The following is a 15,349-nucleotide window of genomic DNA, read 5'->3' on the forward strand; positions in this document are numbered from 1 at the left end:
AATCCTTGCCTTTTTTTGACTCCAGTTTGTAATAGGGACAACTTGAATAACAGGTACACGCTCGTTATAAGTATTATTCGTGACAATAATACAAGGTCTAATCTTTCCTGTTTCTGAACCTAGAGTAGGGTCAAGATTCACATCAATAATCATACCTCGTTTTAGTTTCATGTTTCTCTAAAATCTGCACAAGCAAACTCAGTTAATTCTTGTAATTCGGCATCTTCTTCGTATATTTCTGCATATAATTGTGCTGACTCTTGTAAATCTTGAGCTTCTAATTCTGACTGTAACTTTTGCAAGGCAAACTTAATCATTTCTACTTCATCTTTAAAGCCATAGTTTTTATGATGGAGAAGAAAATGGAGTTGATCTTCTTCAATATTTAACGTTAGTTTTTGGTTCATATTTCTAGCTATAATATATTAGGACATATTTTTTATTCTAAAATAAAATCTTAATTTAAACAATAGTAAATTCTGTTAATTTATAAGTTTCTGGAACGTGGCAAGTGACACACCTAAAATGTTGCATTTGATGGGTTACGAATCACCTTTTTTCCTTTGGAATACTTGGCAAATATGTGGCACACTAATTATCTCTGTGCTAATTTTTTTTGACAAGCATTAAACCGAACATGATATAAGTAGGCGATCGCTCTGATTTATTTAGTTGATTATGGCTAATTAATGAGACTTGATATTACAGTATTAATCTCTCAATTCCCACTAGCAGATAAAACCACTATAGTAATATTTTATGAAATTGGTATTATTGGTGTTGGGTTTATCCTAACGGATAAGCTGGCGCTAACGTCCCTAAACCCAACCTACGCTTATTGCAACTCTCCTACAACCAAATCCCACAGTAAATCAATACTTGTACCTAAATATTCTGAATGCTGATGTTTTTGAATCCATTGACTGACTTGGGGAAGGATTTTATCAGATTTTTTGCCTAAATTACTCAAAGCATTAACTGCACTCCAACAAACATGATAATGCTCATCCCGAAGCAGGGGTAATAGAGCATTAACTACATCCTCCGAACTCTTGCCTAAATTACTCAAAGCATTGGCTACGCTCCAACGCACACTAAAATTCTCATCCTGAAGCAGCGGTAATAGAGCATTAACTACATCCTCCGAACTCTTGCCTAATTCACCCAAAGCATTGGCTACGCTCCAACGCACACTAAAATTCTCATCCTGAAGCAGCGGTAATAGAGCATTAACTACATCCTCCGAACTCTTGCCTAAATTGCCTAAAGTCTCGGCTACGCTCCCACGCACATGAAAATTCTCATCCCGAAGCAGAGATAATAGAGCATTAACTACATCCTCCGAACTCTTGCCTAATTCACCCAAAGCATTGGCTGCCATCTGACGCACACTAAAATTCTCATCCTGAAGCAGCGGTAATAGAGCATTAACTACGTCCTCCGAACTCTTGCCTAAATTGCCTAAAGTCTCGGCTACGCTCCCACGCACACTAAAATTCTCATCCTGAAGCAGCGGTAATAGAGCATTAACTACATTCTCCGAACTCTTGCCTAATTCACCCAAAGCAAGAGCGGCACACCCATGTACATCAGAATTCTCATCCTGAAGCAGCGGTAATAGAGCATTAACTACATCCTCCGAACTCTTGCCTAAATTGCCTAAAGCTAAGGCTGTGTTCCCACGCACACGAAAATTCTCATCCCGAAGCAGAGATAATAGAGCATTAACTACTTCCTCCGAACTCTTGCCTAATTTGCCCAAAGTAAAGGCTGTGTTCCCACGCACACGAAAATTTTCATCCCGAAGCAGGGGTAGTAGAGCATTAAGCACATCCTCTGAACTCTTGCCTAAATTGCCCAAAGCTAAGGCTGCACATAGACGTACATCAGAATTCTCATCCTGAAGCAGGGGTAATAAAGCATTAACTACATCCTCTGAATTCTTGCCTAATTCGCCCAAAGCATCGGCTACCCTCCAACGCACATCAGAATTCTCATCCTGAAGCAGGGGTAATAAAGCATTAACTACATCCTCCGAAGTTTGATCCGATATGGCCGACTTTAATCGCCAGGATAAAGCCTTTTTTTCCAAAAGCTTTTCCACAAACAATGGAATTACCCGATCTTTTTCTCCTAACTTGACTTGATATTCCCACAGTCGCCACTCATCAATTAAATCCGATCGCTCTTTCAACATTTCTAAAGCTTGCTCTTCAAAATCAGTCTCACCCAAACTACAAAGAATTTGAAAAACCTGACTGCGCACCCTATAACCAACCTGCTCATCTTTACTCACCTCCAACTCAACCAATGCCTCTAAAATTTCCTGCACCAAACTACCATCAGCTTTCCGCATCCCCTTCGGGTTTTCTGCCAAACAATAACCAGCAAATAACAAATCCCGATGCAACCATTCCTCGTACTCGCTACCATTCTGCAAAATCATCCGAATAGCATTTGCAGCAGCTTTGGGATTTTGTTCCGCTATCAGCAATAATAAAACTTCGCGCCAGTGAGCATCGTGCAAATTCTCCCAAATACAATTCAAAATAATTCCTAAATCATATTCATTTTTTGCCCGATATTGAATTTCTTGAGCGCACAAATATTCCTGAAACGTCTTATGCACAAAAGCATAATAATCTTGCCCCTGCTCATTCAATAAACCAGTGCGCCCCTGAATCAACTCCAGAAATCTTCCTGTTTCTTCCTGTGCTTGATACAATTTTAAATCCTTTAACTCCCGAATCTCCTGATTCAACTTTTCAATCAACTCATCCTTCTCTATCAAAGTACCACCTTCTTCCTCATTCCCAAACTTTCCCTGAGTATGTACCCAATATGCCAACAATTCCATCAACCGTTTCAGATCGTCCATATCCAAATGCTTCAGTCGCTGATGACTGCTCAATTCTTTGATTTCATCCCAAGAAACCAACAATGTCTCCACTGCTTTTTCATAAAGTTTATTTCTTTGCTTCGGCAAAACCGCCTGATACCGATGAATCAAAGCAATAATCGTCAACAACAACGAATTTCTTGCCAATAATTTAATCCGGTCATTCTCACCCAACGCTCTTTGTAAACTTTCCTTCCACCTTTGTGCTTGCTGTGGATCTTGAAACCGACTGTTGTACCAGTTATCAAGAAACAGGGAAATTTTGTCATCATCAAAAGACTGCATTTGATAGTGGGAAAATTCTGCTGTGTTGAAAAAGTCGCGCCGATAACCCACAGGGCGAGATGTAATAATTGCTGGATTTTTATCAAATTTCCCTAAAAAAGTCTCTATGCGCTTCACAACATCATAACGTTTGCCTCCTTCCGCCACCTCATCCAAACCATCGAGTAAAATCAAAGCTCTACCATCTTCCAACCAATGCTCAAAAAATCCTGTCGGCAAATCTTGGAGTGCCATATTTGTTTCAGCAAATACGCGAATATGTTCCGGAATAGTTTTATCTAAATCTCTGACAAAATCTCGTATTCTTATTAAAATAGGCAACCAGTCGCGATCGCGGTCTAAACCCAAAACTTGAGACTGTTTCTGTGCCAACATTAGAGCAAAATAACTCATTAAGGTTGTTTTACCAGAACCAGGTCCACCCAAGATAACAAATTTTTGAGACTTATTTTCACTCAACAACTGAGAAGCTAAAAATTTACGACCAGAAGTATTTATTAAGGGTCTCTTTTCTAGTTGTTCTGGAGTTTCTGCTAACAGAAAATCTTCTTTAGAAGCTTCTTCCTTCACCTCTGGCATCACAAAAATATCAACTAATTTTTTTCTTTCTTCTTCTTGTGGCGCAACATTAATGCCAGCAAAAATAACATGATCGAACCAGGTGTTTAGCTGCTTAAAATAATCTTTTTTAGCCACTTGGAATCTAATATAAGTTGTGGTGTTTTGAAAATAAGCATTAACAAAAGTTTCTATCCAGTTTGGTAGAGCTAATTCAGTTAATTTAATATTTTTAGTTTCTGCTGCTTGTTTAAATATTTCAGTTAAAACTTTAATATCTGGCTTGCCTTGATTAGTTAAAGGCTTTTGCAATTGTTCTAAAACGCCAGAATTACTAAAATAATAATTTAAAAAATTATCAGTTCCAGACAAACCATCTTTTCTAGCTGAATAAAATAAACGGTCTTCGTGAGGGAATTTTTCTTCCTCTTTTTCCACCGCTTTTATTCCAGCCTCAATTGCTTTTTGTATGTCTGTTTTATTGATAAATTGAAATCCTTTTTTAACAGCAACATTTGCCAAAGATCCTGCAATTGGTGCTGCTATTTTGGCAATTGAAAATAAATCCATAATTTCACCATACTCTCTTCTAAATCTTTGGTATTAAATTATATATCAGGACTTACGCACGGATACTAAATCAACTGAGGGCGTTTTGCTGTCGCATAACTCCGTTAACGCTCCGCGACATGTAAAGCGGAGCTTGGCGTTAGCCAATGCCATTCGCCCCTACATATGCTTTTTGTATGTCTGTTTGATTAATAAATTGAAATCCTTTTTTAACAGCAATATTTGCCAAAGACCCTGCAATTGGTGCTGCTATTTTGGCAATTGAAAATAAATTCATAATTTCACCATAGTTTCTTCAGCTATTATACTTGGGAATTTGCTAAAGCATCAGATGTGGTAGTGGAAATAGTTTCTAACAAAGTGGGGAACAAGTTGGGTAGTAAACTTGCAGGTTATGCACGAATAGGAGTCTGGTATTATGTGGTTTTCGATTTATTGCAAAAATTAGGAGAGTCTCTGCTGCAAGTATATGAGTTGAGGGCAAACAGTTATCAGCAGGCGAGGTTGCGCAATCTAGGTATCGATCCCAATTAACTGTCCGTAGGGATTGAGGGCGAATGCCATTCGCCCCTACAACAGATAAATGAAATGTAACGCACCTGAGTCCAAATAACAATCAATTCAAAACTCCCATAAAAAACGGACGAAATAACTCACAAGAGAGACTTGCTCGATCGCCTTCCAAATGAACCAACCCCATGTTTTGCAACTGATAACCAAGGGATACTTTTATTTCTATGGGTTTGGGGTTGTTCACAATTTCAGTAAAGATAGGCAATAATTCATCATAGTGTTGCAGATTCCACCATTGTTGTTGTAAATGTTCTGCATAAAGAGCAGTTGCCCTCTCAGAATTTTCTAAAAGTTCTTCTAGGGTTATGGCCTGTTGCTGTAGGTAATAAAACGCCAACTGCAAACGATAGGGATGTCCGCCAATAAAGGTAATTAGTTGCTCGATTTGTTGTTCGTTTATCTCTTGTTCGTAGCGCTGTGCTAGATCCTGCACTTGAGCTGGGGTAAATTCAGGTAAATTCATAACTAACCCAGTATTTAAGAGGGAGGGATTAATTGAGGGAGGCATCATAATTTCTGTTGAATGAACTGTCACCAGTCGCAGTTTGTGCCAAGAATTACTTTCTACTACCCCTGCTTTTGCTTGCTCAGACCAGGTTCGCAGAAGTTGGATAAATTCACGAGCAATATCTGGGTAGGCAAAAAGCTGATTGACTTCATCGATAGCTATCACGAGAGGGCGATCGAGGTTAGCTAAGATAATATCATTGAAATAGTCAGTGGCGGTTGATTTGCTACCCAGGGAATTATCCCAAAAGTCGGCTATCTGGTTGGGAAATTCTAATTCCTTGCTAACTCTAGCACAGAACCATTGTAGGAAGCGTTCTAGGTTGTGTAAAATCTCAGCATCAGTGAGTTGTAAGTTCAGAGAAACAGTTTGATACCCCAGGGATTTAGCATAAGCAATGATGCGACTCATTAGGGAGGTTTTGCCCATTTGCTTGGAGGCCCGGATGTTTAGTGGTGTACCTGGTTGTTGAATGCTTTCGTAACAAAGGGATTCAATAATGGGACGGTCTATGTAAAAGACAGAATCTAGAGACATCTGTCCTCCCGGTGCAGTTGGGGGTCGAGGTTGCATATTGTCTTGTGGTCGAATCATTTTTTTTGCTTGGGGGATATTGTTGCGATCGCGCAGCATATCGAAATGATAATTGCAGTCAGGTTCAAGGAGGAAAAAGGTTTCGGCAGGTGTTATTGGGTTGATTTTGACTAGATTATCTTGATTGGACTGTGGGTAGAGATAGTCGTCCTTTGTCAAAGTTAGATTAAAAGCATGGAAGCAGCACTTCAAAGTCCGTTTATCAACTCCTGACGAGCAAGTAAAAACTTTGCTTAGGGTATTGGGAGTTAAACCGGTTTCTTCACTGATAGATTCGAGGGTATAGCGCTTGGAGTGTTGCTCAATCTCTGCCTTAACTTTTGCCTGATTGAGTTTCTTTAAGCCCTGAATAGTTAAGATTACGCCTCGCCGGCGTGCATGGTTGCTCATTATGAATTTTTTTTATAGCAAATGAAAAATATAGTAGTTCTCTATGTTCAGTCCATTGTTGCCAAAACTGATAAACCAGATCGGAATTGCCCCTTTCGGTTAAAGCAAAGTTCATTATATTCCTCTTCGATCTGCTGACTATCTACATAAATAAAGACGTAAGGGATTTATTGGTATGACTCATAAAAGTTCATATAATTAGGCTTTCCTTCATAGTGAAAATCAACCGTTATTAGCTACCTGCACAAATCAAATCATTTGTCAATCTCATACAATCTATATGAATATTTATTCAATAAATAATAGGCAGTAAGCAATAAATAGAGATAATAATGTTAAGGGGGAATGAGCAAAAGACCAAGAAGTTCCTAATGCCATGCGCTTTCACCAAAATAATTGTAATGAACTACGAGATAAAACCGGAAGTACAGTGCTTAACTTTTAACTTTGGAGAAATTCCCAAGTTAAGTAATTTTGGTAGGGGATGGTGGTGATGTTCTTAAGTTTTCTATTCCTGAAAGCTAGATGGGGGAGTAACTTTGGGACTAAATCCTTAACTTTTTTCTTAATTTTGCAAACTTTGGTGGTGTTGTCGGTAGGAAATCTTTATGCTGAAAGCATACTCTGATAGCGGTTTGCAAGTAAGTGTAACAAAGCTTAAATCGAATGACTAATTTGCTACATCCAAATGAAAACTACTATGAACGAGTAAGAACAGTACTTTTCCAAAAAGGATATGAAAAAATGGGAGCAATAATAACCTACAGTGGCGCTAATGTAGCTAGCGCACCTGGAGCCACTTCTTTAGATACAGCTACCGGGCAAAAGTATTCGTTGACACTGGTGAATAATTCGGGGACACCTTGGACTTTTTATGTCTATCAAAAGATGCCGCAGCCAGTAGCGAATGTGTTTTCCCTGGCTTGGTTTGCCAGCCCTTTTGTGATAGTGGATGGCGCTCAAATCACCTTCACATGGGAGATTGTCTACAACTTCGTCTGGAGTGCTACTGGTATGCTCATACCCGGCGTGAATTTCCAGGCATCTCAGGCTATAGAGGCCAACCTAAGTGATGCCAATACGACCACTTTCGATGTCACCCCTGGTCCAAGCTTCACCCCTCCAGTGAAGGGCCTGCCCTCTGGCTCGCTAGTTATAAAGGATCAGTCCAATGTCCCCAACAATACATACTCGGTTGGTATCGGGATGTCTGGGACAGGAACCTTTGTCGCGCAAGCCGGACCCAACCTGACACATACGTTTACTCCCACACCTAGTTATTGGGTAGCTGCCGGAAATCAGGTGACTGTTGGTACTGTTCTAGATATTACCACCGTTACCTTGACCAAAGAAGCAAAATTCCCTGTTAATGTATACAGTCTGAAGGGAACTCTCGGTCCAGATAACGATTGGACATTCGTTAATGCTTAACTAGAATAACGGTTAACGGCAGGCGAGATTCACCAGGGGTTTCGCCTGCCATTACAACTTATCTAGGATTGGTAATGGATGGCACTCAGCACAATACTGAACAATCCAAAGCAAATAACGTTTCCCTATAGTGTATATGAAATGACAGCGACTCTAAATAAGGCGAAAAAGGAGCAATATTATGCTTATTCCTGTCGGAACCGTTTGTGCATTTGCCGGACAGGTCAACCCTGTTTCTGGCAGTCCCAATAATGTCTGGGATATCAGTAATTGCAGGAGCAATAACCCTCAACCAGGTAAATTATCTGACAAGGCACCACTTAACTATCTAGAAGCTCAAGGCTGGATGCTTTGCGACGGCCGTTTCCTCAGCACAGACACTTATCCTGAGCTTTTCGCTGCTCTTGGCTATCTATATGGCAAAGGTACGGATAGCAACGGGAAGGAGACATTCAGGCTGCCTGACTATCGGGGACTGTTTCTGCGCGGCTTCGATGCTGGTGCTGGCATGGACCCTCAAGCTGCTGAACGCACTTCCCCGACTGGGAACTCGATGATGAATGTGGTTGGTTCCCTTCAGTGTGACGCATTACAGGATCATACCCACAATTACGATCTCGTCCAGCCCTCGGGTATCTCACAACAAGGGCAAGCAGCGGGGACAAGCGTTACGTCTAAACCGACAACTTCTCCCAACACACCAGCTTCCTTTGGTCCAGAGACTCGACCAAAGAATATCGCCGTAAACTACATCATCAAGTACAGATAAAGGTAAAACTTGGAGATTCAGTATGACGACAATTAATGTGAATCAGTTTGTGAATTTCACCATCAAATGGGCAAATGCACGAAATAACCAGTTTCGTTTTAACTGGCCGCTCAAAGGAGGCTGGGAGGCATTGATTCAGCCAGTAGTGGATTGTTTCATCTAAGCTCGCGAGGAAGCATCTTGCTCGCGCGGGTGTACCTCACCAAAAATTGGCTGTATCAGTTATAATAAAACTTATATCATGTCCGGTAGCATCGGTATTGTATAGCAAAGGTAGGGAACAGGGAACAGGCAAGAATACTTAAGGGCAATAAAAAAACTTAAATTTCCTGTAGATATTCACCCTTGGGTTTACACAAACGATAAAGTGCGGACATGATATTACAGCGTATTTTATATTAGTAAGGTACACCAGTCGCGGGCAAGATGCTATAGCGGGCAAGATGCCCGCACTACGAACACTTTGCCATTTATATTTGTACCTCATTTACCTGAAATCTGCTGTAAAACGAGCGATCGCCTACCACTCACCAGAAAACTTAGATGAACAGGAACGCATAACCACTATATAACCTTTACTGCTGACCGCTGACCGCTTTTTTAACAAATAGGTTGCTTTCCTGGTTTCACTGCATGAATATACTCACTTCCAGAATTAGGCCAGCCGCGACGATAAGCTGCTAACTCTGGTTTTCCCCATCCTAACTGTAGTAGCATCTCCAGAAAATTAGATTTTTCCCACTTCAACATATTTGCCCATTCTGTACGTTGAGCGATCGCTTCTACTTCTTGTATTTCTATTTTGCGAAAGTCTCGACCACTACCCACACTTAAATATAAGTCCATCCCCGTTGTCACCTGACTCCAGAAATTTAATACAGAAACCTTTGCTGCCTGCAAAATTTCTAGATCGCTCAATAACGCAATTAATTGTTCATGCACTACAGGAAAACTAATAATCTTATCATTAACTGTCACCTGTCGCCACACAATACCAGAAACCAAATATTCTGTTTGATAGCGATGAACAGCAGCCTTAAAATCTTGATATGCAGTAAACTTTTGGAAAGCTTCTGGTTTGAGAAAATGGTCAACTACTGGGTTTCCCGTGCGGGGAGTTGCTGCCAAATTCAGGCGCTGGCCTTGCAGACAAGCTTGGCGCTCTTCAGCTAGGATATCTATTAGCTCGGTAGTGCTGTAGACCTTTGACATGAGGACATATTATAGTCAGGGTGGGATAAAATATATTCATTGTGACATACTTTGGGTCATTTCAGTTATCAGTTATCAGTTATCAGTTATCAGTCAAAGAGGGGGTAGGGAGTAGGGGCGAATGGCATTCGCCCTTGCTATAAGTGGCATCCTGCCTGCCTCCCATCCTGCCTGTCCCAAAAATATCAGGAACGGGCAAGATGCCCATTCCACAAAACTATTAAAACATCCCGCATTTATGCAACGTCGCCTACATTAAGCAGACTGACTCTCAACCATTTGATTTTCCTGTCGGAGATAAGCTTCAATGAATGAGTCTAGCTCGCCATTCATCACATCTGTAATAGCAGTAGTTTCTTTCTGAGTCCGTAAGTCTTTTACCATCTGATAAGGATGGAATACATAGTTACGAATTTGATTACCCCATGCTGCTTCTACCATATCACCCCGAATTTCACCAATTTCTTGAGCGCGTTGCTCTTTGGCAATTATCAGTAACCTAGCTTTGAGCAGTGCTAATGCTTTTTCCTTATTTTGTAACTGACTGCGCTCCTGAGTACAACGCACAGCTAAACCTGTAGGAATATGAACAATTCGTACTGCTGTTTCAACTTTGTTGACGTTTTGACCTCCCTTACCACCAGACCGAGAAGTAGTAATTTCCAAATCTTTTTCTGGAATTTCTAACTCTACAGAATGATCTAACACAGGCATCACTTCCACTCCGGCAAAACTGGTTTGCCGTTTGCCATTGGCATTAAAAGGTGAAATTCTGACCAAGCGATGAGTACCTTTTTCTGCTTTCAGATAACCGTAAGCATAGCGCCCAATAATTTCCAGAGTTGCAGACTTAATACCTGCTTCATCTCCTTCAGAAATTTCTGCCAACTGTACCTGATAGTTGTGGTCTTCTCCCCACCGGGTATACATCCGCAGCAACATTTCTGCCCAGTCTTGAGCGTCTGTACCTCCAGCACCAGCATTAATAGTAATAACTGCACCATTTTGGTCATAGAGACCAGATAATAATTGCTGTAGTTCCCACCTGTCTAATTCCTGGTTGAGACCAGAGATAGTTGCTTGAGCTTCCTCTAATAAAGACTCATCTGTCTCTTGCTCCAATAACTCAAATATCGCCCTAGTATCTTCTAGATTATTTTCCCATTGCTGATATTGCTGTAGGTGAGATTTGAGGTCGTTAAGTTCTTGCAGAGTATTTTGTGCCGTTGTTTGGTCATCCCAAAATTCCGGTTGAGCTGCAACTTGCTCTAAATCTTGGATTTTTGCTTCTAGTGCCGGAACGTCAAAGATAGTCCTGGGTTTTTCCCAGACGAGAGGACAAATTTTCAATTTCTCGTTTAATGTCTAATACTTCCATGGCGATCGCCTCCTTTTCGATAGAAATATAGCAATTAGCTTTCAGTTTTTGCTAGGAGTCAGGTGTCAGGTTTCAGGTGTCAGGAGATGGAGGGAAAGTATAAGGGAAAAAGGTTGAAAAATATTCCCCACCTTCCTATTTCTCCACCTCCCTATCTCCCTAATTTCCCTAATCTGCTCTATAAAACTGATACAAAGCGTCACATAACGTGACAATCTGATGATAGCGTAGCTCCGACCTAGGAGGCTGTTTACTTCCTGCTGTAGGGACGTTGCATAAGGGCTTCCCTACCGTCGGCGGTTACTCATCCACAGGCATTAACGACCGAGCCGACCGCATCTTTTGAGTGCGTCTTACATTCTGAGGATACCTTGCCTATTAGCACTCGCTTTCTTAAATTAATACTTGCATCTCATACGGGGTCTATAGATATCCCACACTCAGGGCAATCAAAAGTTCTTAGATTTAATGGCATATCTTGAACCTGACCACAACTAGAGCAAGTCGAGCGAAGATGGAAAAAATCTGTCTACTACCAATTAGTCGCGACTATTAATAGCTATCAAAAGTCGCAGAATAAAGATGAATAGGTTGATATAAGTTAAGTACATGGAGAGAGCTGCGGGAATATACTGATCGTCAGGATAAATACGGGGTAAAATGTAGAAATCTACTACTGCAGCGCCAGCAAATAGAAGTACACCAATGCCAGAAATACCTATTTCTAACCAGCTTGGAGTATAAACACCGAAAAAGCTCAAAATAACTTGGCCCACAACTGCTACTAATAAAGCAATTACTCCCAAGCTGACAGTTTTAGTCAAGGCTATGCCATCTTCTTCAGATAGATTTGAGCCTATTTGACGAGCTGCAATAAAGGTGACGCCACAACCGAGGGCTGCAAAACCTACTCCCTCAAAGCCTACTCCTTGGGTTGTTGAGGCCACATATACTAAACCACTTAGGGTATAGCCGGATAATAAGCTGTAAGTAGCTAATAAAGGTAGGGCTACGTTATTATTGCCTTTTTCCGCAATTCCACGGGCAATAAAAAATAACGCGAATTCAGCGACAAGTGCTACCCAAAATGTGGGCCAAAATATACCAGTTTGAGAATTCAGCACTTGTAGGCCACCAAAAGTACCTACTGCTGTGAGAATTAGGCCACCACCTACAAAAGGTAGAGCATTAGAAATCACGTTAGGGCCAACTAGGTTTTGACTTTGGGCCTCACGAATTGCTTGACGAAAATTGCTGGTATTAGCCATAAGAGTTTTCCTTAATTACAAAAAAGGACTTTTATCAAGAAAGGAGTCAGGAACTAGGAGTCAGGAGTCAGAATTGAATTTAAGATGTACACTAATTAATTCTGTGTCCTGGTATTGTCGGTTGCCAATCCGAAGGCTCCTCTACTTCTAGCTGACTTCTTATATCTATAATATTGTGACATTTTAGTTGGATTTTTGTATATAGCATATTAAGTATTTTTTGTAAGTGATATGACGCACACTTCACAATAAATTGTTATTTTCGATGAATATTCACTTTAGCTGATCGGAAAATACTTAGTCACATCACTGAGTCGTTTGGACTAATTGTTAAATGATAATTAAATCTATATAAAACTGTTTATTCTCATTTTTTATCGATATAAAGTAGTTTTAATCAACTAACTACATAAATATATGACTATTAACCTAGTTGTTAATACTGATGTCTAAATGTAAAAAATAATAGCTTATCTACGTAAATACCTTGTGAAATACCATGACATAGAGTTAATTTTGCAGTAGAGTTTTTTAAAGATTCCGTAAAGTCTCGCAAAAATGGTTGCAATACCTCAGTGAAATTAGGTAGATTATATTCGTGAGGGCAAGAGAGGTTCACAAATCACTAACACTACTGAGAAGTATCCATCAGTTAAGTAGTCAGAGTTAGATGAACTAAATTATTAAACTCATCATCGCAAAATCTAATTACACACATCAATTATTAATTACTAGGTGTTTTAACCATGAAAAATCTATTCAAGTACGCGTTAGTATTGTCCGCAGCTACTATTTTTGGTGGTTCAGTTTTTGCTCCTGCTCAAGCTGCTACAGTTGTTGGTAGTCTAGCCTTCTCTAATGGTACCGATGATTGGTTTAGTGAAGTAGATCCAGGAGTAGGTGATACTTTTGATGTCGAGTTTAATCCTTTTGATCTTAACTTTGTTACTACCCAAAATGGTTTTTTTACTCCTCCATTCGATGGTAGTCCTGTCCAAGGTGTAGCGGCTTCTCCAGCAGAGTTTGCATATGTGAGTTCCAGTGGCTCCGAGTTCACATATGAGCTAACCAACGACCTAGTTTTTGACTATGATAATGGAGCAAGCGTTACTTGGGCAGCTGGTACTCAGTTTATGGGTATGTTCAACGGTCCGGACTCAGTAGAATTTATGCTGGCTGAAGATCAAGGTCTATTGGCAATGGTTGACGGCATAGGTGAGACTGGTTTCAAAGTCATTGCTGAAACACTTCAATTTTCAGACACTGTGGCATTAGGTGGTGGTACATATAATTCACAAGTAGATATAGGTGTTCATATTCCTGAACCAGCTACATTATTCGGTTTAGGTGTAGTGGCAGCAGGTTTAGTAACTAGCCGTCGCCAGAAAAACTCCTAAACTAAAGCTTGATGATTGTGTGTGCGATCGCTCTGGTATCAGCAATAATATCTACATGAGTCAAAGTATAAGTAGCGATCGCTTGTTTCATCCTAACTACTATTTCAAATCAATAGACATCTCCAATAATAAAAAATAAAATCAATTATCCCAAAGAAATTATCAATTATTTCCCCTCCTGGGAGGGGGAGGGGCGAGGGGTGGGTTCCCTACTGCCTACTCCCTATGCATGGAGGAGATGTCTAATCTCAGATACTTAGGTTTTTGCATCTACATCTATGACAAAAAATATCTGTGACATCAACTTTTAGAGCGATCGCTAATGACCTCGCGATCGCTTATCACTTCTAGGAACATTTACGCAATACCCCGATAATTGATTTATTCGTTAACGATGACCCCAGATATTTAGAAGTGTTGAGAATCATCTAAAAACTAGCCAGAATAATTCAGGAAGTTAGCCCATTAATACTTAGATATATCCAGAAAATAAACTTGCTCTCTATTTAATATCAGCAACAGAAGTAATAGTAACTGACAAAATCATTTTTCGTAATCTTTGGCCGTGAAAATCTATTCCCTGTTCCCTACTCCCTGTTCCCTGTTCCCCGATCTTGCCAAAAGTTTATATATTTTCGCTAGATGTCTATGAGTGTTAGGCACTGAAGTATTAATAAAGAACACGTTACCAGAAATCTTCTCAATTCCAATGTTGGCCTTAATAAGACCATATCTAAAATCTAATCATCATCCCCTAAATTCTTCTCAGTAAAGATTTTTGATCGCCTTTGAATTTAATAGACTATTGTTTTATTTTTATAGTCAGTTGTCAGCAGCAAGCCTCCTGGACTTCTAACTAACTTTTTCTTCTATTTAGCTCTATACATTTTAGTTGGATTTTTGCAAGTACCACATTTAGTCCATTTTTGTCAGTGATATAACACACACTTCACAATAACTTGTTATCTTCTGGGAAAATTCACTTTAGCAGATCGGAAAATACTTAGTCACATTACTGAGTTGTATAGACTAATTATTGAAAATTGCGCTGAAAATCTTTATAAACCTTTTTTTCCTCATTTTTCATAATTTTTCATATAATATATCAAGTAAGTAAAATCAATTAACTAAGTATATCTACGACTATTTATCTAATTGTTAATACTGTTATATATGTGATAAAAATCACTCTAGTTCCGTAAGTATCTCTGGTAAAATAGCATTAAATAGGGTGAATTTTGCAGTAGAGTTTTTTAAAGATTCAGCAAAGTCTGGCAAAAAGGGTTGCAACACTTAAGTGAAATTAGTTAGATTATATTCATGAGGGCAACAGAGATTCACAAACCCCTAAAACTACTGAGAAGTATCAATCTTTAATTAAGTAGTTAATGTATATAGGAATCTAAGTATTATCCTCATCATCACTGAGTAAACAAATAACTAATTATTAGGAGTCTCAAAAATGAAAAATCTATTCAAGTACGCATTCGCATTGTCCGCAGCTACTGTTTTCGGTG

12 protein-coding genes and 1 pseudogene are annotated in these 15,349 nt (G+C 39.7%); 5 read left to right on the forward strand and 8 right to left on the reverse strand.

The features are described from left to right. The 4 genes from F6K15_RS34775 to F6K15_RS34790 all read right to left on the reverse strand — a co-directional run. Positions 1-171, reverse strand: a 171-nt coding sequence (locus tag F6K15_RS34775) for a type II toxin-antitoxin system PemK/MazF family toxin (RefSeq protein ID WP_363269368.1), incomplete at its 3' end; no start/stop codon positions are given. Continuing rightward, entirely contained in the window at positions 168-407 is a 240-nt protein-coding gene (locus F6K15_RS34780) for a hypothetical protein (protein WP_293070213.1), read from the reverse strand. The genes F6K15_RS34780 and F6K15_RS34775, both read right to left, overlap by 4 nt. 428 nt (positions 408-835) lie before the next feature. Further along, the gene (locus F6K15_RS34785) at positions 836-4,312 is read right to left on the reverse strand and encodes a HEAT repeat domain-containing protein (RefSeq protein ID WP_293070215.1); all 3,477 of its coding nucleotides are present in this window, start codon (positions 4,310-4,312) and stop codon (positions 836-838) included. 139 nt (positions 4,313-4,451) lie between these two features. After that, complete coding sequence (locus tag F6K15_RS34790) at positions 4,452-4,589, reverse strand: hypothetical protein (RefSeq protein ID WP_293070217.1); 138 nt, start codon at positions 4,587-4,589, stop codon at positions 4,452-4,454. 47 nt (positions 4,590-4,636) lie between these two features. On the opposite strand from F6K15_RS34790, the pseudogene F6K15_RS34795 reads away from it, so the two are divergent. Next, positions 4,637-4,846 (forward strand): annotated as a pseudogene (locus F6K15_RS34795) (hypothetical protein); the annotation flags it as partial. Positions 4,847-4,928: 82 nt separating this feature from the next. Here the strand turns inward: F6K15_RS34795 and F6K15_RS34800 are convergent. Beyond that, entirely contained in the window at positions 4,929-6,377 is a 1,449-nt protein-coding gene (locus tag F6K15_RS34800) for an AAA-like domain-containing protein (protein ID WP_293070219.1), read from the reverse strand. Between the two features lie 666 nt (positions 6,378-7,043). On the opposite strand from F6K15_RS34800, the gene F6K15_RS34805 reads away from it, so the two are divergent. Then, positions 7,044-7,808 carry a hypothetical protein gene (locus F6K15_RS34805; protein ID WP_293070221.1) on the forward strand — a complete coding sequence of 255 codons (765 nt, stop codon included), beginning with the start codon at positions 7,044-7,046 and terminating at the stop codon, positions 7,806-7,808. A gap of 181 nt (positions 7,809-7,989) precedes the next feature. Beyond that, positions 7,990-8,577 (forward strand): phage tail protein, encoded by a 588-nt coding sequence (locus F6K15_RS34810; RefSeq protein ID WP_293070223.1) that lies wholly within the window; start codon positions 7,990-7,992, stop codon positions 8,575-8,577. 600 nt (positions 8,578-9,177) lie between these two features. Here F6K15_RS34810 and F6K15_RS34815 read toward each other — a convergent pair. Beyond that, a complete protein-coding gene (locus F6K15_RS34815; RefSeq protein WP_293070225.1) occupies positions 9,178-9,789 on the reverse strand; it encodes a hypothetical protein in 612 nt (203 codons plus the stop codon). A 121-nt stretch (positions 9,790-9,910) separates the two neighbouring features. Between F6K15_RS34815 and F6K15_RS34820 the strand changes: the two genes are divergently transcribed. Next, a complete protein-coding gene (locus F6K15_RS34820) occupies positions 9,911-10,048 on the forward strand; it encodes a hypothetical protein (protein WP_293070227.1) in 138 nt (45 codons plus the stop codon). Here F6K15_RS34820 and prfB read toward each other — a convergent pair. Beyond that, a protein-coding gene (prfB, locus tag F6K15_RS34825) for a peptide chain release factor 2 (protein WP_293070229.1) occupies positions 10,045-11,167 on the reverse strand; the annotation gives its coding sequence in 2 pieces (ribosomal slippage) (positions 10,045-11,094 and positions 11,096-11,167; 1,122 coding nt in all). The two genes, F6K15_RS34820 and prfB, sit on opposite strands and share 4 nt — an antisense overlap. Positions 11,168-11,706: 539 nt before the next feature. Beyond that, positions 11,707-12,435, reverse strand: coding sequence for a Bax inhibitor-1 family protein (locus F6K15_RS34830; protein ID WP_293070231.1), 729 nt, complete (start codon positions 12,433-12,435; stop codon positions 11,707-11,709). A gap of 746 nt (positions 12,436-13,181) precedes the next feature. On the opposite strand from F6K15_RS34830, the gene F6K15_RS34835 reads away from it, so the two are divergent. After that, complete coding sequence (locus tag F6K15_RS34835; RefSeq protein ID WP_293070233.1) at positions 13,182-13,832, forward strand: PEP-CTERM sorting domain-containing protein; 651 nt, start codon at positions 13,182-13,184, stop codon at positions 13,830-13,832. Positions 13,833-15,349 lie beyond the last annotated feature (1,517 nt).

The sequence above is a fragment of the Okeania sp. SIO2B3 genome (assembly GCF_010672525.1).
Taxonomy (GTDB): domain Bacteria; phylum Cyanobacteriota; class Cyanobacteriia; order Cyanobacteriales; family Microcoleaceae; genus Okeania.

Coding starts and splice junctions, on each gene's coding strand:
- F6K15_RS34780 (WP_293070213.1), bottom strand. CDS start 407: ATGAACCAAAAACTAACGTTAAATATTGAAGAAGATCAACTCCATTTT.
- F6K15_RS34785 (WP_293070215.1), bottom strand. CDS start 4,312: ATGGATTTATTTTCAATTGCCAAAATAGCAGCACCAATTGCAGGATCT.
- F6K15_RS34790 (WP_293070217.1), bottom strand. CDS start 4,589: ATGAATTTATTTTCAATTGCCAAAATAGCAGCACCAATTGCAGGGTCT.
- F6K15_RS34800 (WP_293070219.1), bottom strand. CDS start 6,377: ATGAGCAACCATGCACGCCGGCGAGGCGTAATCTTAACTATTCAGGGC.
- F6K15_RS34805 (WP_293070221.1), top strand. CDS start 7,044: ATGACTAATTTGCTACATCCAAATGAAAACTACTATGAACGAGTAAGA.
- F6K15_RS34810 (WP_293070223.1), top strand. CDS start 7,990: ATGCTTATTCCTGTCGGAACCGTTTGTGCATTTGCCGGACAGGTCAAC.
- F6K15_RS34815 (WP_293070225.1), bottom strand. CDS start 9,789: ATGTCAAAGGTCTACAGCACTACCGAGCTAATAGATATCCTAGCTGAA.
- F6K15_RS34820 (WP_293070227.1), top strand. CDS start 9,911: ATGGCATTCGCCCTTGCTATAAGTGGCATCCTGCCTGCCTCCCATCCT.
- F6K15_RS34830 (WP_293070231.1), bottom strand. CDS start 12,435: ATGGCTAATACCAGCAATTTTCGTCAAGCAATTCGTGAGGCCCAAAGT.
- F6K15_RS34835 (WP_293070233.1), top strand. CDS start 13,182: ATGAAAAATCTATTCAAGTACGCGTTAGTATTGTCCGCAGCTACTATT.